General features: G+C 59.5%; 24 protein-coding genes and 1 tRNA gene. 7 read left to right on the top strand and 18 right to left on the bottom strand.

The genetic code is table 11. From position 1 onward, the window contains the following. The first annotated feature begins 64 nt into the window (after window positions 1–64). Entirely contained in the window at window positions 65–841 is a 777-nt protein-coding gene (locus K5Q35_RS10720) for an enoyl-CoA hydratase-related protein (protein ID WP_220799556.1), read from the top strand. Window positions 842–846: 5 nt separating this feature from the next. On the opposite strand, the gene K5Q35_RS10725 is transcribed toward K5Q35_RS10720, so the two are convergent. From K5Q35_RS10725 to gltX, 3 genes are all read right to left on the bottom strand, one after another. Beyond that, window positions 847–1,164: a hypothetical protein gene (locus K5Q35_RS10725; protein ID WP_220799557.1), complete on the bottom strand. Its 318-nt coding sequence runs from the start codon at window positions 1,162–1,164 to the stop codon at window positions 847–849. Between the two features lie 289 nt (window positions 1,165–1,453). After that, window positions 1,454–2,749: a citrate synthase gene (gene gltA, locus K5Q35_RS10730; protein ID WP_013962330.1), complete on the bottom strand. Its 1,296-nt coding sequence runs from the start codon at window positions 2,747–2,749 to the stop codon at window positions 1,454–1,456. A gap of 106 nt (window positions 2,750–2,855) precedes the next feature. Next, entirely contained in the window at window positions 2,856–4,256 is a 1,401-nt protein-coding gene (gene gltX, locus K5Q35_RS10735) for a glutamate--tRNA ligase (protein WP_220799558.1), read from the bottom strand. A 24-nt stretch (window positions 4,257–4,280) separates the two neighbouring features. Here gltX and K5Q35_RS10740 point away from each other — a divergent pair, with 24 nt between their 5' ends. Beyond that, window positions 4,281–6,392, top strand: coding sequence for a ComEC/Rec2 family competence protein (locus K5Q35_RS10740; protein ID WP_220799559.1), 2,112 nt, complete (start codon window positions 4,281–4,283; stop codon window positions 6,390–6,392). Here the strand turns inward: K5Q35_RS10740 and lexA are convergent. The 7 genes from lexA to K5Q35_RS10775 all read right to left on the bottom strand — a co-directional run bounded on the left by lexA (window position 6,386) and on the right by K5Q35_RS10775 (window position 11,882). Then, window positions 6,386–7,087, bottom strand: coding sequence for a transcriptional repressor LexA (lexA, locus tag K5Q35_RS10745; protein ID WP_220799560.1), 702 nt, complete (start codon window positions 7,085–7,087; stop codon window positions 6,386–6,388). The two genes, K5Q35_RS10740 and lexA, sit on opposite strands and share 7 nt — an antisense overlap. 70 nt (window positions 7,088–7,157) lie before the next feature. Next, the gene (gene glp, locus K5Q35_RS10750; RefSeq protein ID WP_220799561.1) at window positions 7,158–8,330 is read right to left on the bottom strand and encodes a gephyrin-like molybdotransferase Glp; all 1,173 of its coding nucleotides are present in this window, start codon (window positions 8,328–8,330) and stop codon (window positions 7,158–7,160) included. Beyond that, window positions 8,327–8,806 carry a cyclic pyranopterin monophosphate synthase MoaC gene (gene moaC, locus K5Q35_RS10755; protein ID WP_220799562.1) on the bottom strand — a complete coding sequence of 160 codons (480 nt, stop codon included), beginning with the start codon at window positions 8,804–8,806 and terminating at the stop codon, window positions 8,327–8,329. Before moaC ends, glp begins: the two co-directional genes overlap by 4 nt. A 1-nt stretch (window position 8,807) precedes the next feature. Beyond that, the gene (trpC, locus tag K5Q35_RS10760; RefSeq protein ID WP_220799563.1) at window positions 8,808–9,620 is read right to left on the bottom strand and encodes an indole-3-glycerol phosphate synthase TrpC; all 813 of its coding nucleotides are present in this window, start codon (window positions 9,618–9,620) and stop codon (window positions 8,808–8,810) included. Further along, complete coding sequence (locus K5Q35_RS10765) at window positions 9,617–10,288, bottom strand: uracil-DNA glycosylase (RefSeq protein ID WP_259650521.1); 672 nt, start codon at window positions 10,286–10,288, stop codon at window positions 9,617–9,619. The genes trpC and K5Q35_RS10765 overlap by 4 nt, the downstream gene beginning before the upstream one ends. Then, window positions 10,285–11,304, bottom strand: coding sequence for an anthranilate phosphoribosyltransferase (trpD, locus tag K5Q35_RS10770; protein WP_220799564.1), 1,020 nt, complete (start codon window positions 11,302–11,304; stop codon window positions 10,285–10,287). Before trpD ends, K5Q35_RS10765 begins: the two co-directional genes overlap by 4 nt. Continuing rightward, window positions 11,301–11,882, bottom strand: a complete 582-nt coding sequence (locus tag K5Q35_RS10775) for an aminodeoxychorismate/anthranilate synthase component II (RefSeq protein WP_220799565.1) — start codon at window positions 11,880–11,882, stop codon at window positions 11,301–11,303. Before K5Q35_RS10775 ends, trpD begins: the two co-directional genes overlap by 4 nt. Window positions 11,883–12,063: 181 nt before the next feature. Between K5Q35_RS10775 and K5Q35_RS10780 the strand changes: the two genes are divergently transcribed. Continuing rightward, entirely contained in the window at window positions 12,064–13,974 is a 1,911-nt protein-coding gene (locus tag K5Q35_RS10780) for a divergent polysaccharide deacetylase family protein (RefSeq protein WP_220799566.1), read from the top strand. A gap of 15 nt (window positions 13,975–13,989) precedes the next feature. Here K5Q35_RS10780 and K5Q35_RS10785 read toward each other — a convergent pair whose 3' ends face one another. The 8 genes from K5Q35_RS10785 to fabI all read right to left on the bottom strand — a co-directional run bounded on the left by K5Q35_RS10785 (window position 13,990) and on the right by fabI (window position 23,942). Continuing rightward, a complete protein-coding gene (locus tag K5Q35_RS10785; RefSeq protein WP_259650522.1) occupies window positions 13,990–16,035 on the bottom strand; it encodes a bifunctional diguanylate cyclase/phosphodiesterase in 2,046 nt (681 codons plus the stop codon). Between the two features lie 234 nt (window positions 16,036–16,269). Next, window positions 16,270–17,307, bottom strand: coding sequence for a succinylglutamate desuccinylase/aspartoacylase family protein (locus K5Q35_RS10790; RefSeq protein ID WP_220799568.1), 1,038 nt, complete (start codon window positions 17,305–17,307; stop codon window positions 16,270–16,272). A gap of 3 nt (window positions 17,308–17,310) precedes the next feature. Beyond that, the gene (gene trpE, locus K5Q35_RS10795; protein ID WP_013962317.1) at window positions 17,311–18,822 is read right to left on the bottom strand and encodes an anthranilate synthase component I; all 1,512 of its coding nucleotides are present in this window, start codon (window positions 18,820–18,822) and stop codon (window positions 17,311–17,313) included. Between the two features lie 6 nt (window positions 18,823–18,828). Further along, window positions 18,829–20,667: a peptidyl-prolyl cis-trans isomerase gene (locus K5Q35_RS10800; protein ID WP_220799569.1), complete on the bottom strand. Its 1,839-nt coding sequence runs from the start codon at window positions 20,665–20,667 to the stop codon at window positions 18,829–18,831. A gap of 83 nt (window positions 20,668–20,750) precedes the next feature. Next, the gene (locus K5Q35_RS10805) at window positions 20,751–21,920 is read right to left on the bottom strand and encodes an aminotransferase (protein WP_013962315.1); all 1,170 of its coding nucleotides are present in this window, start codon (window positions 21,918–21,920) and stop codon (window positions 20,751–20,753) included. Window positions 21,921–21,980: 60 nt separating this feature from the next. After that, window positions 21,981–22,511 carry a xanthine phosphoribosyltransferase gene (gene gpt, locus K5Q35_RS10810; protein ID WP_220799570.1) on the bottom strand — a complete coding sequence of 177 codons (531 nt, stop codon included), beginning with the start codon at window positions 22,509–22,511 and terminating at the stop codon, window positions 21,981–21,983. Between the two features lie 5 nt (window positions 22,512–22,516). Continuing rightward, on the bottom strand, window positions 22,517–23,131 hold the full coding sequence (locus K5Q35_RS10815; protein WP_013962313.1) for a LysE family translocator: 615 nt from the start codon (window positions 23,129–23,131) through the stop codon (window positions 22,517–22,519). Window positions 23,132–23,135: 4 nt separating this feature from the next. Next, window positions 23,136–23,942, bottom strand: a complete 807-nt coding sequence (fabI, locus tag K5Q35_RS10820) for an enoyl-ACP reductase FabI (protein WP_220799571.1) — start codon at window positions 23,940–23,942, stop codon at window positions 23,136–23,138. 166 nt (window positions 23,943–24,108) lie between these two features. Here fabI and pdxH point away from each other — a divergent pair, with 166 nt between their 5' ends. The 4 genes from pdxH (at window position 24,109) to K5Q35_RS10840 (ending at window position 26,109) form a co-directional block, all read left to right on the top strand. Beyond that, window positions 24,109–24,714, top strand: coding sequence for a pyridoxamine 5'-phosphate oxidase (gene pdxH, locus K5Q35_RS10825; RefSeq protein WP_013962311.1), 606 nt, complete (start codon window positions 24,109–24,111; stop codon window positions 24,712–24,714). Between the two features lie 281 nt (window positions 24,715–24,995). After that, window positions 24,996–25,532: a cold-shock protein gene (locus K5Q35_RS10830; protein WP_220799572.1), complete on the top strand. Its 537-nt coding sequence runs from the start codon at window positions 24,996–24,998 to the stop codon at window positions 25,530–25,532. Beyond that, window positions 25,529–25,990, top strand: a complete 462-nt coding sequence (locus tag K5Q35_RS10835) for a DUF192 domain-containing protein (RefSeq protein ID WP_013962309.1) — start codon at window positions 25,529–25,531, stop codon at window positions 25,988–25,990. Before K5Q35_RS10830 ends, K5Q35_RS10835 begins: the two co-directional genes overlap by 4 nt. Before the next feature lie 42 nt (window positions 25,991–26,032). After that, a tRNA-Pro gene (locus tag K5Q35_RS10840) sits at window positions 26,033–26,109 on the top strand. Window positions 26,110–26,258 lie beyond the last annotated feature (149 nt).

A 26,258-nucleotide genomic window follows, 5' to 3' on the forward strand; every position in this document is an offset into this window, starting at 1 on the left:
GTTTCACTTTCGCATATGGTCAAACGCTATAAAGTCGGACCACATGCGAAGTGAAGGAAGTTTCATGGAATACCAAACGCTGACCTATGCGCTGGACGACGGGGTGGCTGTGATCACTCTGAACCGGCCGGAAAAGATGAACGCCCTCACCACACAGATGCGGGCGGAGCTGACTTACGCCATCACGCAAGCGGGTCGAACGGCGCGGGTCGTGGTGCTGACAGGTGCCGGCTCAGCGTTTTGTTCCGGGCAAGACCTTGGGGACAGACCGGGTGCCGCCAACCTTGATCTTGAACGGACGTTGCGCGATGAATACGCCCCTCTGATACGCGCGATTGTCGGATGCCCCGTGCCAACCATTGCAGCGGTCAACGGCGCAGCAGCAGGTGCAGGCGCAAACCTCGCCCTTGCCGCGGACGTAGTGATTGCAACGGAAAGCGCGTTTTTCATGCAGGCATTTTCGCGTATCGGTCTGATCCCGGATGCGGGCGGAACCTATACTTTGCCGCGCACCATGGGGGCCGCAAAGGCGATGGGGGCCGCGCTTTTTGCCGACCGGATCACAGCGCGACAGGCCGATGAATGGGGCATGATCTGGGAGGCTGTGGCGGACGATCAGTTCGATGCCCATTGGAAAGCGCGTGCAACGCATCTGGCTGAAGGACCAACCGCAACCTATGCGGCCATCAAGTCGGTTTTGCGCGGCAGCTGGGACAATGGCTTCGAGGACCAACTGACGTTGGAGGCGCGCCAACAGGGCGCCTGCGGAAAATCGCGGGACTTCAAGGAAGGTGTTTTGGCGTTTACCGAGAAACGCGCCGCGCGTTTCGAGGGGCGCTAACGGCGTCAGCGCGGCGCGGTATAGCGCGCAATCAGAACAACGTCTTCCTTGTGTAGTTCGGGTTCGTTTGCACCCGCCACGATCGCCACGGCAACGCCGTCTGCCAATACCGTCTGCACAGGCCATGTGCTGCGCGAAATCGTAATTTCTGGCGGCTTGTCGACATGATCGTAGTAAACGGCAATCTGGCCATGATCTGCGCCGCGCCCTGTCTCGATGACAGCGCCTTCAGGCCCGGGCGGGGGCGTCAGATTAAAGTGGAGGTGGCGTGCTTGCTGCTCTGCTGATGTGTAAACCTGATCGCGGCATCTTTGTATTCCCACCACGTTTCCTTCGCGATTTTTCTACTGCTCTCGTCCGTGCGCATGCGCGCTCAGTGCCGACAAGATAGAGGCGTCAGAGGGGTGGCGTCAATTTTATGGAAACATTGTGACAAGTGTCGAAACAATACCACAAAAGTGCCATATTCAACGGCTGTTGGCGTGAACAGTTAAGTTAATTTGCATGGGCTTTTAACGAATAGTACAGGCTGCGATTCGCCCGTCGGTTGATAGAAAACGGGCTGGAACGCATCACGTTCCAGCCCGTTTTCTTTCGTTGGCTTCGAAACCGTCAGCGCGTTTCGATATCGGAGTAATCGCGGGTCACTTCACCAAGATAGAGCTGGCGCGGGCGACCGATCTTGTGCTGTGGATCGCTAAGCTGTTCTTTCCACTGAGAAATCCAGCCTACTGTCCGCGCCACGGCAAAGATTGGCGTGAACATTGACGTGGGGAAACCCATCGCCTCCAGAATGATGCCCGAGTAGAAATCAACATTCGGGAAGAGCTTCTTGTCGGAGAAATACGGATCGGCCAGTGCTGCCGCTTCCAATTCTTTGGCGACCTGCAGCACGGGGTTGTTCTCAACGCCGAGCAATTCCAGCACTTCATCGGCGCTTTGCTTCATCACCGTGGCGCGTGGATCGTGGTTTTTGTACACGCGGTGGCCAAAACCCATCAGGCGGTAGGGGTCGTTTTTGTCCTTAGCCCGCGCGATGAACTCCGGGATGCGGTCCGGTGTGCCGATCTCCTTGAGCATCTCCAGACAGGCTTGGTTGGCCCCGCCATGTGCAGGCCCCCAAAGGCAAGCAATCCCGGCGGCGATACAGGCGAAGGGATTGGCACCAGAGGAGGAGGCCAGCCGGACCGTAGAGGTCGAGGCGTTCTGCTCATGATCCGCATGGAGCGTAAAGATACGGTCCATGGCACGGCTCAGGATCGGATTAACCTCATAATCCTCCGCAGGTACCGCGAAACACATACGCAGGAAGTTCGATGCGTAATCAAGATCATTGCGCGGATAGATAAAGGGTTGCCCGATGGAATACTTGTAAGCCCATGACGCAATCGTCGGCATTTTGGCAATCAGACGGTGGCTGGCGATCTCGCGCTGGTCTGCGTCGGAAATATCGGTGCTGTCATGATAGAAGGCAGACATCGCGCCCACCACGCCGACCATGATGGCCATTGGATGCGCGTCGCGGCGGAACCCTCGAAAGAAGTTCTGCATCTGCTCGTGCAGCATCGTGTGATGCGTGATCAGCCCTTCGAACTTCTCCAGTTCAGCGGCAGACGGCAGTTCGCCGTAGAGCAGCAGATAACAGACCTCAAGATAGTGCGACTTGCCCGCCAGTTGATCAATCGGATAGCCGCGGTGCAACAACTCGCCCTTGCCCCCGTCGATAAAGGTGATCGTGCTGTCACAGCTTGCGGTCGACGTGAACCCCGGATCATACGTGAAAACGCCTGCCTGCGCATAGAGCTTGCCAATATCGATGACGTCCGGCCCGGCGGTTGGGCTATAGATGGGCAGTTCGATTTCTTTGCCATCGATGGTCAGTGTCGCTGATTTTGTGCTTTCGGCCATAGGTGGTCCTTCCATTCATCATTGCAGGTCGCACTCTGCGCCCCGGTGCCTGATGCCTTAGGATCAGGCGCTTCTATGCGCTTCTGAAATTGTACCGCAGGGGCCGTCAATCAGCAGCATCGTTCAGCCGTGCGCAGGTCTCTTCCGGACCCAAAACCAGCATCATATCAAATACAGAAGGCGTAACAGATTTCCCGGCCAGGGCAGCGCGCAAAGGACCGGCGAGTTTACCGAACTTGGTATCCTTGCTGTGAGCAAACGCGTTTAAAGTCGCCTCTAGATTTTCTCGGTCCCAGCTAGCATTTTGCAACTGCGGCGTCAATTCCCTCAGTATACCACGGAATACATCATCCAGCGATTTCGCCGCTTTCTCATCTGGTGTTATCGGGCGTTCAGTCAAAGCAAAGTGAGCTTTTTCAAAGAGTTCTGGAAAGGTCTTCGCGCGTTCTTTGACGCAGTACATGGCCGTTTCAAACATGTGTGATTGTGACGCGGTCAGTGCGGGCTGGCCGGAGACGACCCGGAAAGCCTCCGCTTCTTGCCGCAGCGCGGCATCATCCGCGCAGGCGATGTGCTGCCCACACAGGTTTTCGAGCTTTTTGGTGTCAAATCGTGCGGGGCTTTTACCGATTCCGCTGAGGTCAAACCATTCCTTGGCCTGCGCATCTGTGAAAAACTCATCGTCTCCGTGACTCCACCCCAATCGCGCCAAATAATTGCGCATGCCGGCGGCAGGGTAGCCCATGACCTGATATTCCTGCGCACCAAGTGCGCCGTGCCGCTTGGACAGTTTCTTGCCATCCGGGCCGTGGATCAGCGGGATATGCGCCCAGACCGGTACATCCCAGCCAAGGGCATTGTAGATCATCATCTGCCGCGCTGCATTATTGAGGTGATCATCGCCGCGGATCACATGCGTCACGCCCATATCATGATCATCGACAACGACCGCCAGCATGTAGACAGGCGTGCCGTCGGATCGCAACAGCACCATGTCGTCCAATTGGTCATTGCGGATGTTAACATCCCCCTGCACCTGATCATGGATGATGGTTTCACCCTCCTGCGGTGCTTTGATCCGGACCACATAGGGTGCATCCGGATGCTCGTCCGGCGCGACGTCCCGCCAGGGCGAGCGATAGAGCGTACTACGGCCTTCGGCGCGCGCCGCTTCCCGAAAGGCGCTGATTTCCTCTTGCGTGGCAAAGCATTTATACGCTTTGCCCGCAGCCAGCAGGTCCATGGCCACGGCGGCATGGCGTTCCGCGTTGTCGAATTGGCTCACAATTTCACCATCATGGTCCAGACCAAGCCATGCCATCCCGTCCAGAATGGCCTGCGTGGCCTCGGGCGTTGAGCGGGCGCGGTCGGTATCCTCAATGCGCAGCAGAAACTTCCCACCCCTGCCGCGTGCATAGAGCCAATTGAACAGGGCCGTGCGCGCCCCGCCAATGTGTAAAAAACCAGTCGGGGAGGGCGCGAAACGAGTAACAACGGGCGCAGTCATGCTTGCGTTTACCTTTCAGTAACCATGGGGAGCGTATTTCTAGCCTCGTGTCTATCTAGTGCAGTGAACGGGGGCAAGACGGTGCTGCTTGCACGCATCAGATCACAATTGCTGCATCAGCGCGGGTATCTCTTTGAATGGGCACCGGTCTGTCTGGCCGTGGGCATCGGCCTTTATTTTTCCCTGCGATTTGAACCAGCGCTGGCGCATCTTGCAGCGCTTGCGGGCGGGGCGGTTCTGGTGCTCGTGCTGTCGCGCTTCTTGGGTGAGGCGTTCAGCCCGCTGGCCATTGCGTTGACGCTTGTGGCCACGGGCTTTCTACTCGCCGCGCACCGCGCGCATGATATGTCCGGCCCGGTGATGGGCTGGCGTTACTATGGCCCGATCGAGGGGCGCGTAGTCAACCTTGATCGCAGCGGCTCTGACGCGCTGCGCATTACCCTTGATGAGGTCGCGCTCGAAAACCTGCGCCCCGAACGCACCCCGCTGCGCGTGCGCATCTCGCTGCACGGCGATCAAAGCCATAGCGTGACCCCAGCACCCGGCATGCGCATCATGACAACGGGGCATTTGTCGCCCCCCGGCGGGCCGGTCGAACCGGGTGGTTTTGACTTCCAACGGCACGCCTGGTTCGCGCAACTCGGCGCGGTTGGCTACACGCGCGTGCCCATTCTGGCGATCGCCCCGGCGAGCGAAGGCAACGCGGGGCTTGCGGTTTTTCGCGTGCGCATGGCGGCGGCCGAACACATCCTGAACGTGCTGCCGGGCGATACCGGCGGCTTTGCGGTGGCGGTCACGACGGGCGCGCGATCTGCCATCAGCCAGCAGGCGCTCGATGATCTCAGGGCATCGAATCTTGCGCACTTGCTGGCAATTTCGGGGTTGCACATGGGGCTGTTGACAGCCTTCGTCTTTGGTCTCATCCGAAGCATTCTGGCACTGATCCCGCCGATTGCGCTGCGCTGGCCGACGCGTAAACTCGCGGCGGGTGGCGCGTTGATTGTCGCCAGCGGATACCTCGCCCTGTCCGGTGGCAATGTCGCGACCGAGCGTGCCTTTGTCATGGTCGCCGTGGCGCTCTGTGCCATCATGGTCAACCGGCGCGCGATCAGCCTGCGCTCCGTCGCGATTGCGGCAATCATCGTGCTAGTTCTGCGCCCCGAAGCCTTGCTGGGGCCGGGTTTTCAGATGTCATTCGCCGCGACCACGGCGCTGGTGGCTGTCTTTGGCTTTATGCGGGATTACAAGATCATGATCGGGCCGAAATGGGTGCAGCCGGTCGTGGCCGTTTTGCTGGCATCGGGCATTTCAGGACTGGCCACAGCGCCCGTTGGCGCGGCGCATTTCAACACGATTTCACACTATGGGTTGATCGCGAACCTGCTGTCCGTCCCGGTGATGGGCAGCGTCGTGGTCCCGGCTGCGGTTCTGGCACTGTGCCTTGCACCGCTTGGATTGGATTGGCTGGGCCTGTGGATCATGGGCGTTGGGCTACGCTGGATCCTTGAAGTCGGCGCTTTCGTGGCGGCGCTTGATGGCGCGCGCTCATATGTTGCTGGTCCCGGAGCCGTCGTGCTGCCGATGATCGCGCTGGGGTTCTTGTGGCTGGTTCTGTGGCAGGGACGCGCCCGGCTGATCGGTGTCGTCCCGGTGATCCTCGCCTTTTTGCTCTGGCAGGGGACCGTGCGTCCGATGGGCCTGATCGCGGAAAACGGCACCCTTGTCGGTGTCATGACCGTAAACGGCCGCGCGCTCAGCAAACCAAAGGGGGCAGGGTTCATTGCGCGCAACTGGCTGGAAAACGATGGCGATGCGACTGGGCAGGTGGATGCCGCCGGGCGTTGGAATTCCGGCGCGGCGGGCCTGTTGCCGGACGGGGGTAAGTTAATGCACCTTTCAGGCAAACGGGCCGCAGCCGCATTTGAGGGATGTGGCAAACAGGATATCCTCGTCAGCTCAGTTGAATTAAGCCCATCCTCGTTCGATTGTGATGTGTTTGACCCCATACGCCTGCGCAGTGTCGGAGCCGTCGCCATCCACCATGACAAGGCCGGTTTGCGCCTTGTCTCGGTTCGGGATGTCACGGGCACGCGCCTCTGGACCAGATGGCGCGCACCCAAGGAGCGTAATCAGTAGGTGCGGATCAGACCGACCAGTTTACCCTGCACTTTTACTTTGTCTTCGGTAAATACGCGCGTCTCATAGGCCGGGTTGGCGGCTTCGAGCGCAATAGAACTGCCCCGGCGCATATAACGTTTCAGCGTCGCCTCGTGGTCCTCGATCAGGGCCACAACAATGTCGCCGTTATCGGCTGCGGAGGTTTCGCGAATAACCACCACATCGCCGTCATTGATCCCGGCGTCGATCATCGAATCGCCTTTGACCTCAAGCGCATAGTGATCGCCCTTGCCCGAAAGCATCTGGCCCGGAACGGCCACGCTGGCGGAATTCTGGTTGATCGCCTCAATCGGTAAACCGGCCGCAATGCGACCCACCAGAGGCAGGGACACCGCGTCTGCGCTGCTCACGGCCTGCGCACCTGCGGGCAGTGGCGCATCGGGTTTGTCGCCTTCGATCACCCGTGGGGTAAATCCGCCTTGCGCCGCTCCGCCCAAGGCTTCGGGCAGTTTCACGATCTCAATCGCGCGGGCACGGTGGGCGAGGCGGCGGATAAAGCCGCGTTCTTCAAGGGCGGTGATCAAACGGTGAATGCCGGATTTGGACCGCAGGTCCAGCGCCTCTTTCATTTCGTCAAAACTTGGGGGAACGCCGTCCCGCTGCACGCGTTTGTGAATGAATTCCAGCAAATCCAACTGCTTCTTGGTGAGCATCTTCTTTGGTCCTCCGAGGCCTGATTTGCTTTTGTTCTATTCATGTTCCTGTTTTGTGTCAACAAAACCTTTACAGATCGATGTACTCCACAAGAGCACCTATTGGCTGTGCCGGCGCATGCGGGGGCCTGACCAACAAGGCATCCGCGCTCGACAGAATGCTCAACAGGGAGCTGTCTTGCCGGTCAAATGCGATCAACCCTTCGGCAGTTATGCAGGCGCGCATATAATGCTCGCGTGGCCCGTTGGGCGAAAGCGCTTGTGCAAGCTGCATGCGGCGTCGCGGGGCCGCTGCACGACCCAGCCCAAGCATGGCGCGCAGAAGGGGTACGACAAAAATCGTGCCGCACACCATCGCTGACACCGGGTTTCCGGGCAAACCAACCATCGCCGCCGCGCCAAGCCGTCCGGCCATCAGCGGTTTACCGGGGCGCATGGCGACTTTGTAAAAGGCGCGTTCCATGCCCATTTTCTCCGCCACCGGCGCAACCAGATCATGATCGCCGACAGACGCGCCGCCAATGGTGATGATCAGATCAGCGGATGCAGCAAGCTCAAGGACTGCCGTCAGGCTTTCCTCAGTGTCTCGCGCAATTGGCAACAGGCGGCATGTCGCACCATGTTTTTCCAGCAAAGCGGCCAGCCCATAGCTGTTTGAGGCGATGATCTGATCCGGGCCGGGGTCCTCGCCGGGGGCGACCAGTTCATCGCCCGTCGCAACGATCGCCACCGTGGGCGCGCGCGCCACCGGCACCTCAGCGATGTTCATCGACGCGAGCAATGCAATGTCGGAGGGGGACAGCACACGCGGCGCCTTCAGCGTGTCGCCGGTTTCGAAATCACCACCCGCAGGTCGGATGTTGGATTTCGCCTCCACCTTGTGGCCCAGCGTGATCAGATCGCCGCGCCGGGTCACATCCTCTTGCAGGACGACCTGATCTGCCCCTTCGGGAACGGGCGCACCAGTAAAAATGCGCGCACATTGGCCGGGTCCGACGCGACCATCAAACGCATGTCCCGCCGCCGCTTCACCGATGACCTTGAACATGGCGTCCGGTTCAACTTCAGTCGCGCGCAGGGCATAGCCATCCATGGCGGAGGCGGCAAACGGAGGCTGCGTGCGCGCCGCGACGGCGTCCTTGGCCAGCACCCTGCCAGCAGCGTTGCGCAGCGGTACGATCTCGCTGTCGACCTCTTCCACCAGCGCGAACAACTGCTCCAGCGCCTCAGCGACAGAGATCATGGTGCCTCGTATCGGCCGGATTTGCCGCCATCTTTCAAAACGACATGCAGACCACCGATCTCCATGCCCTTATCAACCGCCTTGCACATGTCATAGACGGTGAGGGCGGCGATATTGGCGGCGGTCAGCGCCTCCATTTCGACGCCGGTCTGTCCCGTTGTTTTGACGGTAGCCTCAATCTGCACGCCCGGCAATTGCGCATCAGGCATAAGCTCCACGGCAACCTTGGTGATCGGCAGCGGATGGCACAGGGGGATCAGGTCAGATGTCCGTTTGGCCGCCATGATCCCTGCCAAACGCGCGACCCCGAGCACATCGCCTTTCTTTGCGCGTCCTTCTGTAATAATATCATGGGTTTCCGGCTTCATCTTAATGTAGCAAGATGCCACCGCAATGCGATCTGTGACTGCCTTATCCCCGACATCCACCATTTGGGCATCGCCCTTCCCATCAAAATGGGTCAGCTTGCCGGTCACGCTACATTCCCCCCGCCATTGCGGGTCTTTCGAGCAGCTTTTTCGTTGCCAGCGCAACATCATCCTGCCGCATCAGGCTTTCCCCAATCAGGAAGATACGCGCGCCATAACGTGCGATATCGGCCAGCTCTTCGGGCGTGTTCAGCCCAGACTCAGACACGATCAACCGGTCGGCCGGAACTGATTTCGACAACTGCCGCGTTGTGTCCAGAGAGGTTTCAAAGGTCTTGAGATCGCGGTTGTTGATGCCCATCAACCGGCTTTTCAGAAAGCTCGCGCGTTCGAGCTCTTCGGCGTCGTGCACCTCAAGCAGGCAATCCATGCCCCATTCCGATGCGGCATCCTCAAGTTCCTGCGCCTGCGCATCACTGACAGAGGCAAGGATGATCAAAATGCAATCGGCACCCAGACTGCGCGCTTCGGCCACCTGATAAGGGTCATACATGAAATCCTTGCGCAGCACCGGCAAATCGCAAGCCGCGCGCGCCGCCACAAGATATTCCTTGGCCCCTTGAAAACTTGGCGTATCCGTCAGAACGGACAAACAGGTTGCCCCGCCTTCTGCATATGCAGCCGCGAGCACGGCGGGATCAAAATCAGCCCGGATCAGTCCCTTGGAGGGGCTGGCCTTTTTGATCTCGGCGATCAATCCATAGCCTTCGGTCGAGGCCCGAAAAAGAGCCTCGGCAAAGGGTCTGACAGGGCTGGCCTCGCGGGCCATGGCCTCCACGGCTTCAAGCGGTGTTTCGGCCTTGTCACTGGCGATCTCTTCGAGTTTGTAGGCTTTGATTTTATCAAGGATGGTCTGGGTCATGGTGCCTCCGGCGGATTGCTCCAGTTTATGGCCTGATGGCCCTGCGCCTGCAACCAGTCATTCACGCGACTGAAGGGACGTGAGCCGAAAAAGCCACGCCGCGCAGACAGGGGCGAGGGATGCGCGGTCTCTAGCTTCAGATGACGGATCGGATCAACATCGCGCGCCGCTTTTTGCGCATGCGCGCCCCAGAGCAGAAAAGCGCGCGGCTGATCATCAAGATGTGCGAGCACCTGTTGCGTCAGGATATGCCATCCGATTCTTGCATGTGACCCGGCATCATGGGCGCGGACGCTCAGCGCCGTGTTCAAAAGCAAAACGCCCTGATCGGCCCAAAACCTCAGATCGGCATGCGGGGGCGCGGCACCGAGGTCCGCTTCCATCTCTTTGAAAATGTTGGACAGCGATCTGGGCAAGGGGCGCGTCCGGGCGCTGGCGGAAAAGGCAAACCCATGGGCGTGACCGGGTGTCGGATAGGGGTCCTGCCCAAGGATCACGACGCGCGTTTGCTGCGGCTGGGTGCGCGCAAAAGCGGCAAAGGTGTCATCTGCAGGCGGTAATACCGGCGCGGTCTCATTCTTGAGAACGTCGCATATGTCCGGCCATGTATCTGTAAAAAAGGGCAGCGCGCGCCATGCCCCCAGTCTCTTCAAGGAACGCTCGCTCACGCGGCTTGCGTGATCTTTGCGACGGCGTCGATCTTTTGCGCAGCGGCACCGCTGTCGATAGATGTCGCGGCCATTTCAACACCGTCTTTCAGGTTGTTTGCCACGTCAGCCACCACCAGTGCCGCAGCTGCATTCAGCAAGACCGCATCGCGATACGCGGATGCTTTTCCTGCAAGCAGTGCTTTGAAATCCGCTGCATTCTCTGCGGGCGTTCCGCCAACAATAGCTTCGAACGGATGGACGGGCAGGCCAGCATCCTCCGGGTGAACTTCCATCTCTGTCACGGTGCCATCCAGACCGAGTGCCGCAACCCAGCTCACGCCTGTAATGGTCAACTCATCGGTCCCATCGGATCCATGCACCAGCCACGCCTTGTCCGATCCCAACTCTCCCAGCGTCTGCGCCATGGGGCGGATCAGGTCGCGTGAGAAGGCACCCGTCAGCTGGCGTTTGACACCTGCGGGGTTTGTCAGCGGACCAAGGATATTAAAGATGGTGCGGGTGCCAAGTTCGGCGCGCGTCGGCATCACATGTGCGATGGCCGGGTGATGCATGGGGGCCATCATGAAACCGATGCCAGCCTCGGCCAGCGCTTTTTCAACGACATCCGGGCCGACCATGACGTTCAGGCCCATCTGGGTCAACGCATCCGCCGCACCGGATTTGGAACTGAGGTTGCGATTGCCATGTTTGGCCACCACGACGCCCGCGCCTGCCACGACAAAGGCCGTCGCAGTTGAAATATTGAGGGTTCCCTTGCCATCACCGCCCGTGCCGACGATGTCCATAGCTCCATCAGGGGCTTTGACCGCGTGGCATTTTGCGCGCATCACGGAGGCCGCAGCTGCGTATTCGGCAACGGTTTCGCCACGCGTGCGCAGCGCCATCAGAAACCCGCCAATCTGGCTGGGTGTTGCTTCGCCCTCGAACAGGATCTTGAAGGCTTCTTCCGCTTCGCTGCGGCTCAGGGCCCGGTCCGCCGCAGCCCCGATCAACGGTTTCAATGCATCGCTCATGCCGGAACCTTCATGTCATTCAAAAAGTTCTGCAACAGCGCATGCCCGTGTTCGGACCGTATGGATTCGGGGTGAAACTGCACGCCGTGAATGGGCAGTTCGCGATGTTGCAGCCCCATGATCGTGCCATCGCTGAGCGCTGCCGTTACCATCAGGCTGTCGGGCAGGCTGTCCTTCTCAACGACCAGCGAATGATACCGGGTCGCAGCAAAAGGGGTCGGCAGCCCCTGAAATAGACCCTTGCCGGTGTGCTTGATTTCACCCAGTTTGCCATGCACGATTTCGTCGGCGCGCACGACCTTGCCGCCAAAGGCCTGCCCGATCGTTTGATGGCCCAGACAAACACCCATGAGCGGCGTTTTTGTTTCGGCGGCTGCAAGCGTCAAGGCGAGACAGATTCCCGCCTGATCCGGGTCGCAAGGACCGGGCGATAAGAGGATTCCCGCCGGATTCATCGCCATTGCGTCCTGAACAGTCAGCGCATCGTTGCGCCTGATCTCGACATCGGCGCCTAAACTGCCCAAATAGTGCAATAAATTGTAGGTAAAACTGTCGTAGTTGTCGATCAGCAGCAACATGGTCAAAACTTTGCAATCAGGGCTGGAGACCTCGGCCTCGCGCGCGGTATATGTCGGGCATACTTGTTCAGGGTTGGCTGGCTGCGTCAAGAGGCAGCGACAGGGCCGATGACTGAGATGACCGCTTTGGCCGGCCAATGAGCTGGATCAGAGCGCGTTTAGCAAAGAGGGTGGGCACAGATTGGCCAGAGGGTTTATCAAGGGCGTGGTGTCGGGGGCTGGTGTGAGCCTTGGTGCGGTGGCGGTGCTTTCCATCATGAGCGACTTGCCGGGAACGGTGTCGCAGCAGGATGCAGGTTTGGCAGGCGGCCCAAGTGTAACGCCCGAGGTGATCGCACCGCAATCAGGCGCCACCACGACAGCTGCGACCGGATTGATACCGCCCGATCTTGAAGGGCCGACGCCGGATACATTGACGGGGCTGCTGCCAGATATGATGGCCCCTGCGGCTGTGCCACAAACCGGGTCTATTGCGGATATGCAAGCGGCACAGGCCCCGGATGCCTTGTCCGAAACGGGCATTCAACCGCCCCGGACCGCGACACCGCGAACGGCATTGGGGCAGGGCGGTTCCTTGCAGGCCCCCTTGGCAGAAACGGGTGTTTCGGTGAGCACCGACCCCGCGCCACAATCGAGCGTGGCACAAGGGGAACCCGCGCGCGCGCCGCAAGATACGGCAGCGGCGGATGTTCGCGATCAGGCGCCCGACGTCACGACAGATATTATTGCGTTGGAGGCACCTGTGCTGGTCGGGCCGCAGGGGACGATTTCCAGTGATCCTGCCCAGCCGCCGATCCCGGATATCCCGCACACATCCGGGGCCTTTGGACCGGATGCCGGGCTTGAACGTGACGCGAAAGAATCGGACGCGGCCGCGGCCGTCCCCCAGCCAACCCCTGCCAATACGTCCCAAAAGAGTGCGCAACAGCCGCCAGAGGTCGCGCCCGCGCCGACCCAGCCCGCCCAGACAGCCGTGGTTTCAAACGCGCCTGATCTGGTCAGCCCGCAGGCGGATCACAGTGTCGATACAACGGGTGCCGAGGGTTTGCAAAAACCGGAACCGCAACGCCGCGCGACGCTGCCGGGCGATAGTGCGGACGCTCAGGTGGACGCAGATCAGTCAGTTGAGGCACCCGCGCGCGTCGCTCTCCCTGAAAACACTGTGGCAGTGCCGCTATCAATAAAACCTGTCCCAATGCCCTCCAATGTGCAGCCTTTGGAGGGTGTGGCACTGGCGGACAGTGCTGCGATGGTGTCCGAGACACCCGCGCCACCAGCCAAAGCGCGCTTCGGACAAGATGTTCGTGTGAACCAGTTGCCATCTCTCGGGGCGGCACCACAGGAGGTGGAGACAAAGACCCCTGACGGGACTGCGCCGGAACCGGAAACAATAGCACCCGAAGCAGCGCTGACACCCTTTGAGATGTTCGCCACGGATTTTGAGAACCCGGATGCGAAACCGCTGATGGCGGTCGTCCTGATGGACACAGGGTCTGATCTGACGTCTGGCGCGGCGGGACTTGCCGCTTTGAAGCAGCTGCCCTTTCCTGTCAGTTTTGCAGTGGATGCGCTGCGCCCGGATGCGGCAGCCCGTATGAAGGCCTTTCGCGAGGCTGGTTTCGAAGTGCTTGCAGCCGTGAACCTGCCGTCCGGGGCAACCGCTGCGGATGCCGAGGTAAACCTCTCGGTGGCATTACAAACCCTGCCGGAGGTGCTGGGTGTTCTGGAAGGGGTCGACACCGGCGTGCAGACGACTGTGGATGCCGGGCGGCAGGTGGCTCGGATCCTCGCCCAGACGGGACATGGATTTGTTACACAAAACCGGGGTCTCAACACGGTACAGAAACTTGCGGCCCGCGAAGGTGTGCCTTCGGGCGTCGTTTTTCGTGACTTTGATGCGGAAGATCAGAGTGCCTTGTTGATACGGCGTTTTCTGGATCAGGCCGCTTTTCGGGCGGCACAGGAGGGTGAGGTTATCATGCTGGGCCGTATGAGAGAAGAAACGCTGGCCGCTCTGATGAAGTGGACACTGCAAGACCGGGCGTCGACCGTAGCCATGGCCCCTGTGTCGGCTGTGTTGGCGATCAAGTGAACAGAGCTATGGGTTTCAGCCAGCACGCTTTTGCTGCGCGGTATATTCATTGTACCATTCAATCAACGCCTGCTGCGGCATTGGCCTGCCAATACCGAAACCCTGAACCACATCACAGCCCAGTCGCTTAACGGTTTCGAAATGTGCAGGTGTTTCGACCCCTTCGGCGACCACTCTCATGTTCAAATTGCTCGACAGGGTGACCAGCGCTGAAATAATACTATCCGCTCTTGGCTCAGGCACAGGCAAAACCAGAGACTGGTCGAGCTTGATGCCATTGAGCCGCAGCCGCGACAGGTTCGACATCGAAGCATAGCCGGTCCCAAAATCATCCAGCACCACTGAAAAACCAGCCTCAGACAGGTTCTCGATGGTGAGCAGCGCCACATCGTCATCGTTTTCAATCAATGTGCTCTCGAGCACTTCGACAGTCAAAACGCTGGGTGGTAAATGCCGCGCATGCACAGCCTGCAAAAGCCGGTCTGTCAAATGTGGGTCGCGCAGCGTGGGCGGCGAGGCATTCACAGAGATTGCCGGTACGTTCATGCCCAATTCCATGAACACCTCAAGCGCATCGAGACCTTTTTCAACCATGATCTGATCAATCTGGTGGATCATACCCGCTTCTTCGGCAGCGGCGATAAAGGTCGCAGGGGGCACGATCCCGCGTTCAGGGTGGCGCCACCGTGCAAGAACCTCGCAGCCATAGATTTCGCCGGTTTCAGTGTAGACCTGAGGCTGAAAATAGGGCTCGAACTGATCCTCTTCCAAGGCGGCGTTTATCTCGTTGAACAGAATTCTTCGCGTCTCGATTTCTTCTGCCAATGCATTCGAATAGGCGCAGACCTGGCTGCGCCCGCCACGTTTGGCTTCATAAAGGGCGAGGTCAGCCTCGATCAGCAACTGATCCGGCGTGGCATCTGATGATGCAGCAATCGTGAACCCGATACTGGCCCCGATTTTTGTCTGGATCCTATCCAATTCGATTGGTTTGCCAACAGCTGTGACGATCCGTTGCGCCAAGTCCTGGATCATCTTCAGGTCCTTGGGGTTATCGATGAGGATCACGAATTCGTCGCCACCGATACGGCCGACGAAATCACCCGGTCGTGTCAATTCCTGTAGAATTTTTGCCACACGCACCAGAACGCGGTCACCCGCATCATGCCCGAGGCTGTCATTGACCTGCTTGAAAAGATCCAGATCGAGTTTCAGAATACACCGGGTAAAGTCACCGCCTTGCGCCGAATTGCCGGAACCACTCATGTGCTCATAGACCGCGCGCCGGTTGAAAAGCCCGGTGAGCGCGTCGTGATTGGCCGCGCGCATCAATGCCTGGCGGGCGGCTACAAGTTCATCGTTTTTTGCCCGAAGTGTTTTCATCGAAGTTTTGAGCCGCTTTTTACTGCGTTCAAGGCGGTGGATCGTCCGGTTGACGGATAGCTGCGCGGGCAAGAAAATCAGAATTGCCTCGATCAACAACACGGTCAACGCCGAGATCAACGTCGCTTTTTGAATGATTTGCAACCGTTTGATCCGCGCTTCGGAGCTTTGCCGGAACAAATCAGAAGCAGTCGCCAGAGAGGTCAGCAATTCATGCGTGCCCCAACGGGTGAGGACCTCGTGCAATTCTTCGGCCTGTTCACCCTGCGCACTTGACGCAATTCCCACCATCTGCACGAATCGCCGCGAGAAGGCGTCCAGCGAGATTGGTTTCTTCTCAAAATAGAGCGCTTGCAACTCCGGGGATAAATCCTCGCGTGATACCAATGCGTTATGTGACGCCTCAAACACATCCAATGCGTCTTCGAGACTGCTTTCGATGTGAGCGTCGTGGCCGTGGCTTGCCTCCGTCATCAGGAACATGATGCGTTGGCTCAGCATCCTTTGTCGGCTGCTGACAGACAGGACTTCTGCATCATCCTCGGCGGCAGTGATGGTTGCGAGAGACGCCCAATGCGATACGGAAATGGTTGCAAAGATGAAGATAAAGCCGAGGATATACCGCTTCCAAAGTGCCTGAGGGCGGCTGATGCAAAACCGATGCATCGCGCGGAGCATGCGTTTTCTGAGTGATCCCATAAGTGCGCAATCCAGTTGGCGTCGCAGGCCGAGAATGTTCGAGCCGCTTGAACCACGCAGATCACAATCCACGCAGCGCTCATCCAAGATGCAGGAAATGGTTTAAGAGAGTGTGTGAAAGCCACCATCTTCCGACATTCACGCCATGTTTGTCGTGACAATTTATCGGACATCTGCTGAAAATTTGTCGAAACCACCGCTCGAATCCGGGCGTCAGATAATTTCGTCCTCATCGAAAAGCGGGTCGGTTTCCAGTTGCAGCGCAAGGCCTTCAACCGTGTCCTCGGCGGCTTCCGGGCTGAGTTGTGCAAGGTGAAAAACCGCATCACCTTCGTTGACGACGGGCAAAATCGCCCTGCCAATCAGGATACCGGATGAGGGCGAGATGATATCCGTCTCAACCTCGCCAAAGGGGTCAGACACGCATGCAAGGGTTTCGCCTTTTTCGACAGTTTCCCCTTCGGCGCGGAAGGTTCTGAGCAACCCACCCGCAGGTGCGCGCACCCATGACGAGGATTTGCACATGTAGGGCGCAACCCTGGCCTTGGCGATCCCTTTGGCAGGCAGCATGCCAAGGCTGCGCATGACGCGCAGAATACCGGCAACACCGGCGCGCACGGCAAGTTCGTCAAACCGCAGACCCTCACCCGCCTCATACAATAAAACAGAAGTGCCCCGCTCGGCGGCTTCAGCGCGCAGCGACCCTGCCCGCAGGGAGGATTGCAGCACAACCGGTGTTCCGAATGCGATGGCCATGGCGCGCGTCGCTGGATCACCGGATGAGATGCGGATCTGTGGCAGATTGGTGCGGTGAATGGCCGCCGAATGCAGGTCAATGCCGGTATCACAGCGCAAGACCACATCGTGCAGAAAGATATGCGCAAGCCGCGCACCCAAGGACCCCGATCGATGCCCCGGAAAGCACCGGTTCAGATCCCGTCGATCCGGCAGATACCGCGAGCGGTTCAGAAAGCCAAAGGCGTTGACAATCGGAACCACCAAGAGCGTCCCCCGCAAGGCCGACAGTTGCGGCGCACGCAGCAGACGCCGCACGATCTCCACACCGATGACCTCATCCCCATGCACGGCGGCCGAGACAAACATCGTTGGGCCGGCACGTTTACCGTGATGGACCTGAACCGACAGGGTAACGGGCGTGTGATCGGGCAGGATCGAGACCGGCAAATGAACGGTTTGCGAGGTCCCGGCAAGGACCGTTTTCCCCGCAATTTCAAAAGGCGCGCGGGGCATTCCCTATCTGTTACCTTCGCCGCTAAAGCGCGCAGCATCCGCCGCCGCCCGTCGGATCGCGTTCGATTTATGAACCGTTTCCTGATATTCCGCCTCGGGGTCGCTGTCATAGACAACGCCGCCTCCGGCCTGAATGTATAGCTTTTGGTCCTGCACGACGGCGGTCCGCAGGGCGATGCACATGTCCATATCGCCCCCGGCGCTGAAATAGCCGACACCGCCGCCATAGACGCCGCGTTTTTCAGGCTCCAGCTCGTCAATGATTTCCATCGCGCGCACTTTGGGTGCCCCCGACACGGTGCCCGCGGGCATGCCTGCGAAGAACGCATCCAGCGCATCCGCGTCTTCCCGCAACTCACCCACCACATTGGACACGATATGCATCACGTGGCTGTAACGCTCGACAATGAACTCTTCGGTGGGGCGGACAGTGCCGATCTTGGCCACGCGGCCCACGTCGTTGCGGCCCAGATCAAGCAGCATCAGATGTTCTGCCAGTTCTTTCTTGTCGGCCAGCAGGTCCGCTTCGAGCGCGTTGTCCTCTTCCGGCGTTTTTCCACGGGGACGGGTGCCTGCGATGGGGCGGATCGTGACCTCATTGCCAAAGACGCGCACGAGGATTTCGGGGCTGGCCCCGATCACCTGAAAACCGCCAAAATTGAAATAGAACATGAAAGGCGAGGGGTTCGTGCGCCGCAGACTGCGGTAAAGCGCGAAAGGGTCCTGCGCGAAATCCTGCGTCCAGCGCTGTGCCGGGACCACCTGAAAAATATCACCCGCACAGATGTAATCGCGCGCCTTTTCCACGGCGGCCTTGTAGCCTTCGTGGGTGAAGTTGCTGACCGGCGCGCCGGGTGCATCCGCGTCACCCAGATCGCGGGTGGCCATGGGCATCGCGCGTTCCAGATCGCGCACGGCGTCCATCACGCGTTCGGCGGCCTGCGCATAAGCCGCGCGGGCGGTTTGTCCGTCAGACACCCAAGCGGGCGATACCACCGTGACCTCGCCCTTGACGCCGTCCAGCACCGCAATCACGGAAGGGCGCAGCATGATCGCATCAGGCAGGCCCAGCGGGTCGGGGTTGATGTCGGGCAGATGTTCGACCAGCCGCACCATATCATAGCCGAGATAGCCGAACAGACCCGCAGCAGCCTGCGGTAAATCAAGCGGCAGGTCGATCTTGCTCTCTGCGATCAGATCACGCAGCCTGTCCAGCGGGTTGCCCTCCAGCGGCTCAAACGCATCAGCGTCATAGCGCGCGGCGCGGTTTATCTCGCTGGTCTTGCCCTGACAGCGCCAGATCAGATCGGGTTTCATCCCGATGATCGAATAGCGCCCGCGCACCTCGCCTCCGGTCACGGATTCCAGCACAAAGGCATCTTTCTGCGCGCCCGTCAGCTTGAGCATCAGGGAGACCGGCGTGTCGAGGTCAGCCGCCAGTCTGGTGTAAACGATCTGGTTCAGGCCCGTGCTATAGGCCTGCTCAAATGCATCAAAATCAGGTGTGAGTGCCATGGCGGATCAGGGGAAATTCACATGCACCGCTTGCAGCGCCTGTTGGTTGATCTGCGGGTCTGCGCGCAAGACGACATCATTCGCGAAAACCTCAAAGACATCGCGCGCCAATTGCTGGCTGGCCTGTTGCTCAAGCTGCGCGCGCAGGGCTGCCGCATCGCCATCCGCTGCGGGCGGGGCGATGGCATCCAGCCGCACAAGGATCACGGCGGCGTCACTTTCGATGACCTGCGCCTTGCCCACTTCCATGTCGAAAACCTCTTCCAAAAAGCCCGGTGGGGTGCGTGGCACAAAGCCCGAACGGATCAGGTTTTCCTCAACGATGGCATCCAGACCAAGGTCGGCAAAGCTGCTGCCGTTTTCCAGCAGGCCCACTTGGCCTGCAACCTGCTCGGCCAGACGTTTCGCGGTCTCGGCGGCCTCCCAATGGGCAATGATCTCTTCACGTATCTCGTCAAAGGGGGCCGGGCGGGGCGGCAGGACCGTATCGAGGCGCAGCGCAAACAACCCGCCATCATCCAGTGACGCGATCTCGGGGAAATCACGCGGCCCGACAGAGGCGGCCGCCTGACGGAAAGTGGGGTAGGCGGCGATCTCCTCGGTGCTCCCGGCGGTCCAGTCGATTTGTGCCACGACCATATCCGTCTCGGACGCCAGATCTTCGAGGGTGGCACCCCCGGCGAGCAGATCATCAAAACTCTCCGCCTGTGCTGCGACCAGACGGCTGGCGCGGTCGGCGGCAAGTTGGGGGCGCAGCACGTCGATGGCTTCTTCAAACGGGGTTTCCTGTGCGGCCAGGACGGCGTTCACACGAAACAGCGCCGGGCCAAGCGTGCTGGGGAAGGGGCCGACAACCGCACCCACATCCGCCGCAAAAACACCCGCGCCCGCCGCGCCCAGTTCCGCTTCGCTCACATCGCCCAGATCGATATCCTCAAGCGCCAGCCCGCGCCCGCGCACCAGATCATCAAAGGAATCGCCCGCCGCCAGCGCATCCGCCGCCTGCTGCGCGCTTTGTGTGTCCAGAAACGCGAGGCGTTCCACAAGGCGGCGTTCGGGCTGGTTGAACTCGGCGGACTGTTCGGCATAGGCCTCGCGCAGCGCTTCCTCATCGACCTCTACCGAGTCAAGCAACATATCCGGCGTGAGCCAGGCATAGGTAATCTGCTTGGTTTCGGGCAGCGTAAAGACATCGATGTTGTCATCATAATGCGCGCGCAAAACCGCATCATCCGGCGCGCCCAGAGGCGTGGCAAGGTCGCTCGCATCCAGCAGCGACCACGTGAAACTTCGCTGCTCGCCGATGTAATTCACCAAGGTATCCACATAGGTTTCAGGCATCGCGATCCCGCCCAGAACCGCGCCCTGAACGATGGTGCGCGCCACTTCTTCGCGCAGTTGCGTTTCGAATTCCGCTTCGCTCAGGCCGGTCTGTTCCAGCGCAAAACGGTATCCCTCGCGGTCAAATTCGCCGTTGATCCCCTGAAACGCGCTGATCTGCAGGATACGCGTGCGTAGTTCCTCGTCCCCAATGGACAGGCCCAGTTCGGACGTTTCGTGATCCAGTGAGCGCGTCGCCACAAGGCGCTGCAGCACGGCGCGGTCCAGACCCATTTGCTGCGCCTGCTGAAAGGGCAGCACTTCGCGGGTTTGCTGTTCCACCGCGCGGATTTCCTGCTGCAGCTGGCGGAAGTAATCATCGACCGGGATAGGTTTGTCCCCGGCGGTTCCGATGGTGCGGATGTTGCCCGACAAATTCGTGGCCCCGAACCCGGCGAGGCCAAGGATCAGCAGACCCATCAAAATCCAGATTGCCGTCTTGGAGAGGCTGAAACCTTTGATCATGATCGTCCCTTGTATCGCGCTATGTTAAATTGGTTTCAGCTTATCTATGCGGTGGCGCGCGCAGGAGCAAGAGCCAGCGCACCCTAGCCAGAGATCGCCGCGAGCCGCTTGAAAAGCACGCCAATCCCATCCGCGTCCAGATTGGCAAATGCGATGCGCAATTGTCGCGCGCCCGTGGGGTCATCATCGGGCGTGAACATCGTGCCGGGCAGGCATAAAATTCCACTGTCTGCGACCATGCGCTTGGCCAGATCGGCTGAGCTTTCCGCAAAGGGATGCTGGAAATATGCAAAATAGGCCCCCAGTCCCAAAAGCTGCCAGCCTTGAAGTTGCGGCGCTCCCGCAGCGATTGCGCCGCGTCTGGTCAGAATTTCCGCGCGTTCCCCGGCAAGCCAGCCATCAAGATTCTCTATCCCCCAAAGCGCACCGTGCTGGCCCAGCTGACCGGGGCAGATCGCCACCGTGTCAAGGAATTTCTCAACCTCCGCCAACCGCGCAGCAGAGGTGATGATCGCACCAACCCGGTGCCCCGTCAGACGATAGGCTTTGGAAAAGGAATAAAGATGGATCAGCGTGTCGTGCCAGTCCGGGTCCTGAAACAGCACATGCGGCGGGCCGGGCTGGCTGTGAAAATCGCGGTAGGTCTCATCCACAATCAGCGCGATTCCATGCGCGCGCGCCAGCGCCATGAAGGCGGAAATCAGCTCTGACGGATACTCCACACCGGCGGGGTTGTTCGGGGTGACCAGCGCAATGGCGCGGGTGCGGGGGGTGATGCTTTGGCGTGCTACTTCCGGGTCGGGCAAGAGGTCCGGCCCCGTCGGCAGGGGGACGGCAGCAACACCAGCCATGTCCAGCCACATCTTGTGATTGAAATACCATGGCGTGGGCAGAATTACCTCGTCGCCTTCGGAACACAACGTGGCGATGGCGGCGGCAAAGGCTTGATTGCAGCCCGAGGTGATCGCGACCTGATCGGGGCTCACAGTGCCACCATAAATCTGCGAGGTGCGCCGTGCCAGTGCGGTGCGCAGGTCCGGCAGGCCCAGCACCGGCCCGTATAGATGCACGTCATCGCGGGTCAGTGCTGCATCCGCCAGCGCACGGCGCAACCCGTCTGGGGGTGGGTCTACCGGGGCGGCCTGACTGACATTGATCAAGGGTCGTTCGGGCGGAAAGGTCACATCCGCCAACCAGCGTCGCGCCTCCATCACCGGGGGCATGAAGGTCATTTCCGTGCGTGTTGGGCTCATCTGACTGTCATCCCGTCCAGCTTCCAGTTTTTTCCGTCGGTAGAGACACGCACCCGCGCCTCAATCCGTGCCGCGATAAGGTTCCACATATTGCAGCGCCATATCCCAGGGAAAGAATATCCAAGTGTCTTGGCTCACCCCGGTGATGAACGTGTTCACCTGCGGCTCGCCCTGCGGCTTGGCATAGACGGTGGCGAAATGCGCATTCGGGTATTGCGCGCGCACCAGTTCCAATGTCTTGCCGCTGTCCACCAGATCATCGACGATCAGAATGCCCGTCCCGTCGCCCATCATTTCCGCATCCGGTGCCTTGAGCACCTTTGCATCGCGGCGCTGATCGGCCTTGCCGCCGCCCGAATGATAGGAGACCACAGAAATCGTATCGACGACGCGGATGTCCAACTCGCGCGCGACGATCATCGCAGGAGCCATGCCGCCGCGCGTGATCGCGACAACCGCCCGCCATGCGCCCTCATCGGGGCCTTGCCCATCCAGTCGCCACGCAAGCGCGCGACTGTCGCGGTGGATCTGATCCCAGCTGATATGGAACCCCTTTTCATGGGGCAGGCGGCTTTGGTCTTTGGAACTCATGTTCGTTACCTTTCGAAAAGCAGGCGCATCCCAAGCGCGCCCAGCACAGCAGCGGCGATACGATCCGCCCAAGACTTGATGCGCACATAGGCCGCACGGGCAGGGGCCGTCGACAACCCGAAGGCCATTGCTGCATAGACGCAAAGCTCAACCGCCAGATGGTTGGCGACGATCAGCACGCTGTCCGTCAGTGACAACCCCGCCGGAAAGATCACAACGATCACGGCTCCGGCAAAGAGGACGGATTTCGGATTGGTCAGGTTGACCAGCAGCCCTGCGCGAAAGGCGCGCCGACTGGCGTGATCGGATGCCGCCTTGAGAGGCTGCGCCGCCCCGCGCCACATACCCCATGCCAGATAGATCAGGTAGAGCGCACCGATGGTCTTCATCGCGGCATAGGCCCAGGGCACAAGATCGAAAAGTGCGGCCAGCCCGGCAAGCGCCGCCGCCGTCCAGATCGCGGCCATCACGCCCAGACCCACACCGGTCATGACACCCGCGCGCCGTCCAAGCGCGATGCTGTTGCGCAACACCAGCAGAAACGCCGGACCCGGTGCCGCCATCGCCACCAAAAGTGTGATGTTGAAAGCGGCAAGCTGGGCCCAGGACAGATCGCTCACCGCGTTATTCCTTGCTCATGTCGGGGGCGTCCACCGCCTTCATGCCGACCACATGATAGCCCGCATCCACATGCAGGTTCTCTCCCGTGGTGCCGGAGCCGAGGTCAGACAACAGGAACAAGGCCGCCTTGCCCACGTCATCAATCGTCACATTGCGCCGCAGGGGTGAGTTATACTCGTTCCATTTCATGATATAGCGGAAATCGCCAATTCCGCTCGCGGCCAGCGTCTTGATGGGCCCGGCGGAAATCGCATTCACGCGAATGCCATCCTTGCCAAGGTCTTCGGCCAGATACTGCACCGATGCCTCAAGCGCCGCCTTGGCCACACCCATGACGTTATAATGCGGCATGACTTTTTCCGCGCCATAATAGGTCATCGTCAGGCAGGACCCGCCCGGGTTCATCATCTTTTCCGCGCGTTGCACGACCGAGGTGAAGGAATAGACCGAAATATCCATCGTCATCGCGAAATTGCCGCGCGTGGTGTCCACATAGCGCCCGCGCAATTCACCCTTGTCGGAAAAACCGATGGCATGGACGATAAAATCCAGCGTGCCCCATTTTTCCTTGAGCGCGTCAAACAGCGCATCCATCGAGGCTTCATCGCTCACATCGCAGGGCAGGACGATATCACTGCCCAGCTTTTCCGCCAGCGGGCCGACCCGTTTCTTCAGTGCCTCCCCCTGATAGGAAAAGGCAAGTTCCGCCCCGGCATCGGCACAGGTCTTGGCAATACCCCAGGCGATGGACTTGTCGTTGGCAAGACCCATGATAAGGCCGCGTTTTCCCGCCAGAAGCTCGTTTCCCATGAAAATTCCCTTGGTAACTGAATGGTTGCTCTCTCGCCTTTGGTCTTTAGGCGATTGCGCGATGGCCATCAAGGCTGCTCGCGGCAGTCAACTTGCGCAGTCCCTCTTGACCTTTGGCGTCTTTCGGCCACCTGTGCCAGTATCGGGACAAAGCTAAAGGTGCATCATGACGGAACGGACGGGAAAATTCGCGGGTGACAACCCCTTCAGGATTGCCGAAAGCTGGCTCGCCGAAGCGCAGGACGCCGAAACCAATGATCCCAACGCCATCGCACTCAGCACCGTGGACGCCGATGGGATGCCCAACGCGCGTATGGTTCTGCTCAAAGGCGTGGAGGCGGATGCCTTCGTCTTTTACACAAACTACGAAAGTGCGAAGGCGCGCGAACTGGACAACGCGGGCAAAGCCGCCTTTGTAATGCATTGGAAAAGCCTGCGCCGTCAGGTCCGGGTGCGGGGACACGTCAGTCGTGAAGATGGCGATGCGGCCGATGCCTATTATGCCTCGCGCTCACTGAAAAGCCGCCTCGGGGCGTGGGCGTCCAAGCAATCGCGCCCGCTCAGCAGCCGCGCCGCGCTCATGGCCGAGGTGGCCAAGATGACGGCAACGCATGGAACGAATCCCAAGCGCCCGCCGTTTTGGGGGGGATTCCGGATTACACCTATCGAGATCGAATTTTGGGCAGACGGCGACTTCAGGTTGCACGATCGATTTGTGTGGCGCCGAGAGACTCCGTTATCCGAGTGGAGCGTCACCAGACTTAACCCCTAGGCTGCGCAAAAGTGTAAAAAATAAGTTAAAATCTCCTGTTAATTCTTGCACAGGCCCTGTGCATCAGATATGTTTGCGCATATATTTCAACTGCTTATTGCAACTATTAGCCAAGAAAAGCGCCATTGAACTACACTCTATTCATCGTGATACTGCTTCAATGCGCGTACGGTCTGATCAAAACGCTAAACATGAGATTTCTCAATCTTTTGGCTTGATTAGGGAAGGCATGATCGCGCAAGAGTGTTTAGGGATGTTTTGGGATCCGGGTTATAAAGTACGTGAACGATACTTCTGAGATAACAGACCCAGTGATCGGGGTTGTAAAGTGGTTTGACCCTGTTAAGGGATTTGGCTTCGTCGTCGCGGATGCGGGCGGACCTGATATTCTATTACATGTCAATGTGTTGCGAAATTTCGGGCAAAGCTCGGTCGCCGATGGTGCGCGGGTTGAACTGGAAGTTCAGCGCACCGACCGGGGCGTTCAGGCAACGCAGGTTTTGTCATTGCTCCCACCCGACAGCGATGATTCCGTTGGTCTGTCCGATATTGCGGCACTGGATCCAAAGATCGTGGCAGAGGCACCGCTGGAACCTGCACGCGTCAAATGGTTCGACAAAGGCAAGGGTTTTGGCTTTGCGAATGTTTTCGGGCGTCGGGACGACATATTCTTGCACATGGAGGTGCTGCGCCGCTCCGGTCTGTCTGATCTGGCGCCGGGCGAGGCACTTGCATTGCGCGTGATTGAGGGGAAGCGCGGCCATATGGCTGCGGAGGTTTTTGCATGGGAAGCCGCACTCGAACCCCTGGATACATGAAAGCGCTGCTCGCCGTTGTTCTCGCAGTCTTCGCACAGGGGGCTGTTGCCCAAGGCTGTGACGAAAACGCGGTCTATCTCAAGGGCGACTGGGGTCAGGCGCGGTTTTCTGTCGAAATTGCCGATGATGCCGAAGAGCGCGCCCGCGGCCTGATGCACCGTACTGAAATGGCCAGTTCCGCCGGCATGCTTTTTGTGTACCCGCGCCCGCAGGCCCTGTCGTTCTGGATGCGTAACACGCTGATCGAGCTGGATATGCTGTTCATCGACCCCGAAGGGGTGGTGCAGCACGTGCATCACCGGGCGAAACCGCTCGATGAAACCCCTGTTTTTGGCGGGCGTGATTTGACCCATGTGCTGGAAATCAACGGCGGTCTGTCGGAAAAGCTGGGAATTGATGCAGGAACGGTGCTGAAACACTCAAGTTTTTCGCAAGCTGAGGCGGCTTGGCCCTGTTAAGGGGTTTTCAAACCCAAAAAGGCGGTCTAAAGAGGCGCAAGTCGGAGCGTGGCGCAGCCTGGTAGCGCACCTGTTTTGGGTACAGGGGGTCGGAGGTTCGAATCCTCTCGCTCCGACCACTTTCATCACCAATATCAAGATCGTGTCGGTTTGATTTGCCCTGTGTGGGGCGTCACGCCATGGATGCTGGTCGGACCGCGCGCACGGCGCATCTGAACTGAGTCGCGCCATGCACCATATTCAGTGTATCCGCACAGTTTCTCGCCCA

The sequence above is a fragment of the Roseobacter sp. OBYS 0001 genome, assembly GCF_019654895.1.
GTDB classification, from domain to species: Bacteria; Pseudomonadota; Alphaproteobacteria; order Rhodobacterales; family Rhodobacteraceae; genus Roseobacter; species Roseobacter litoralis.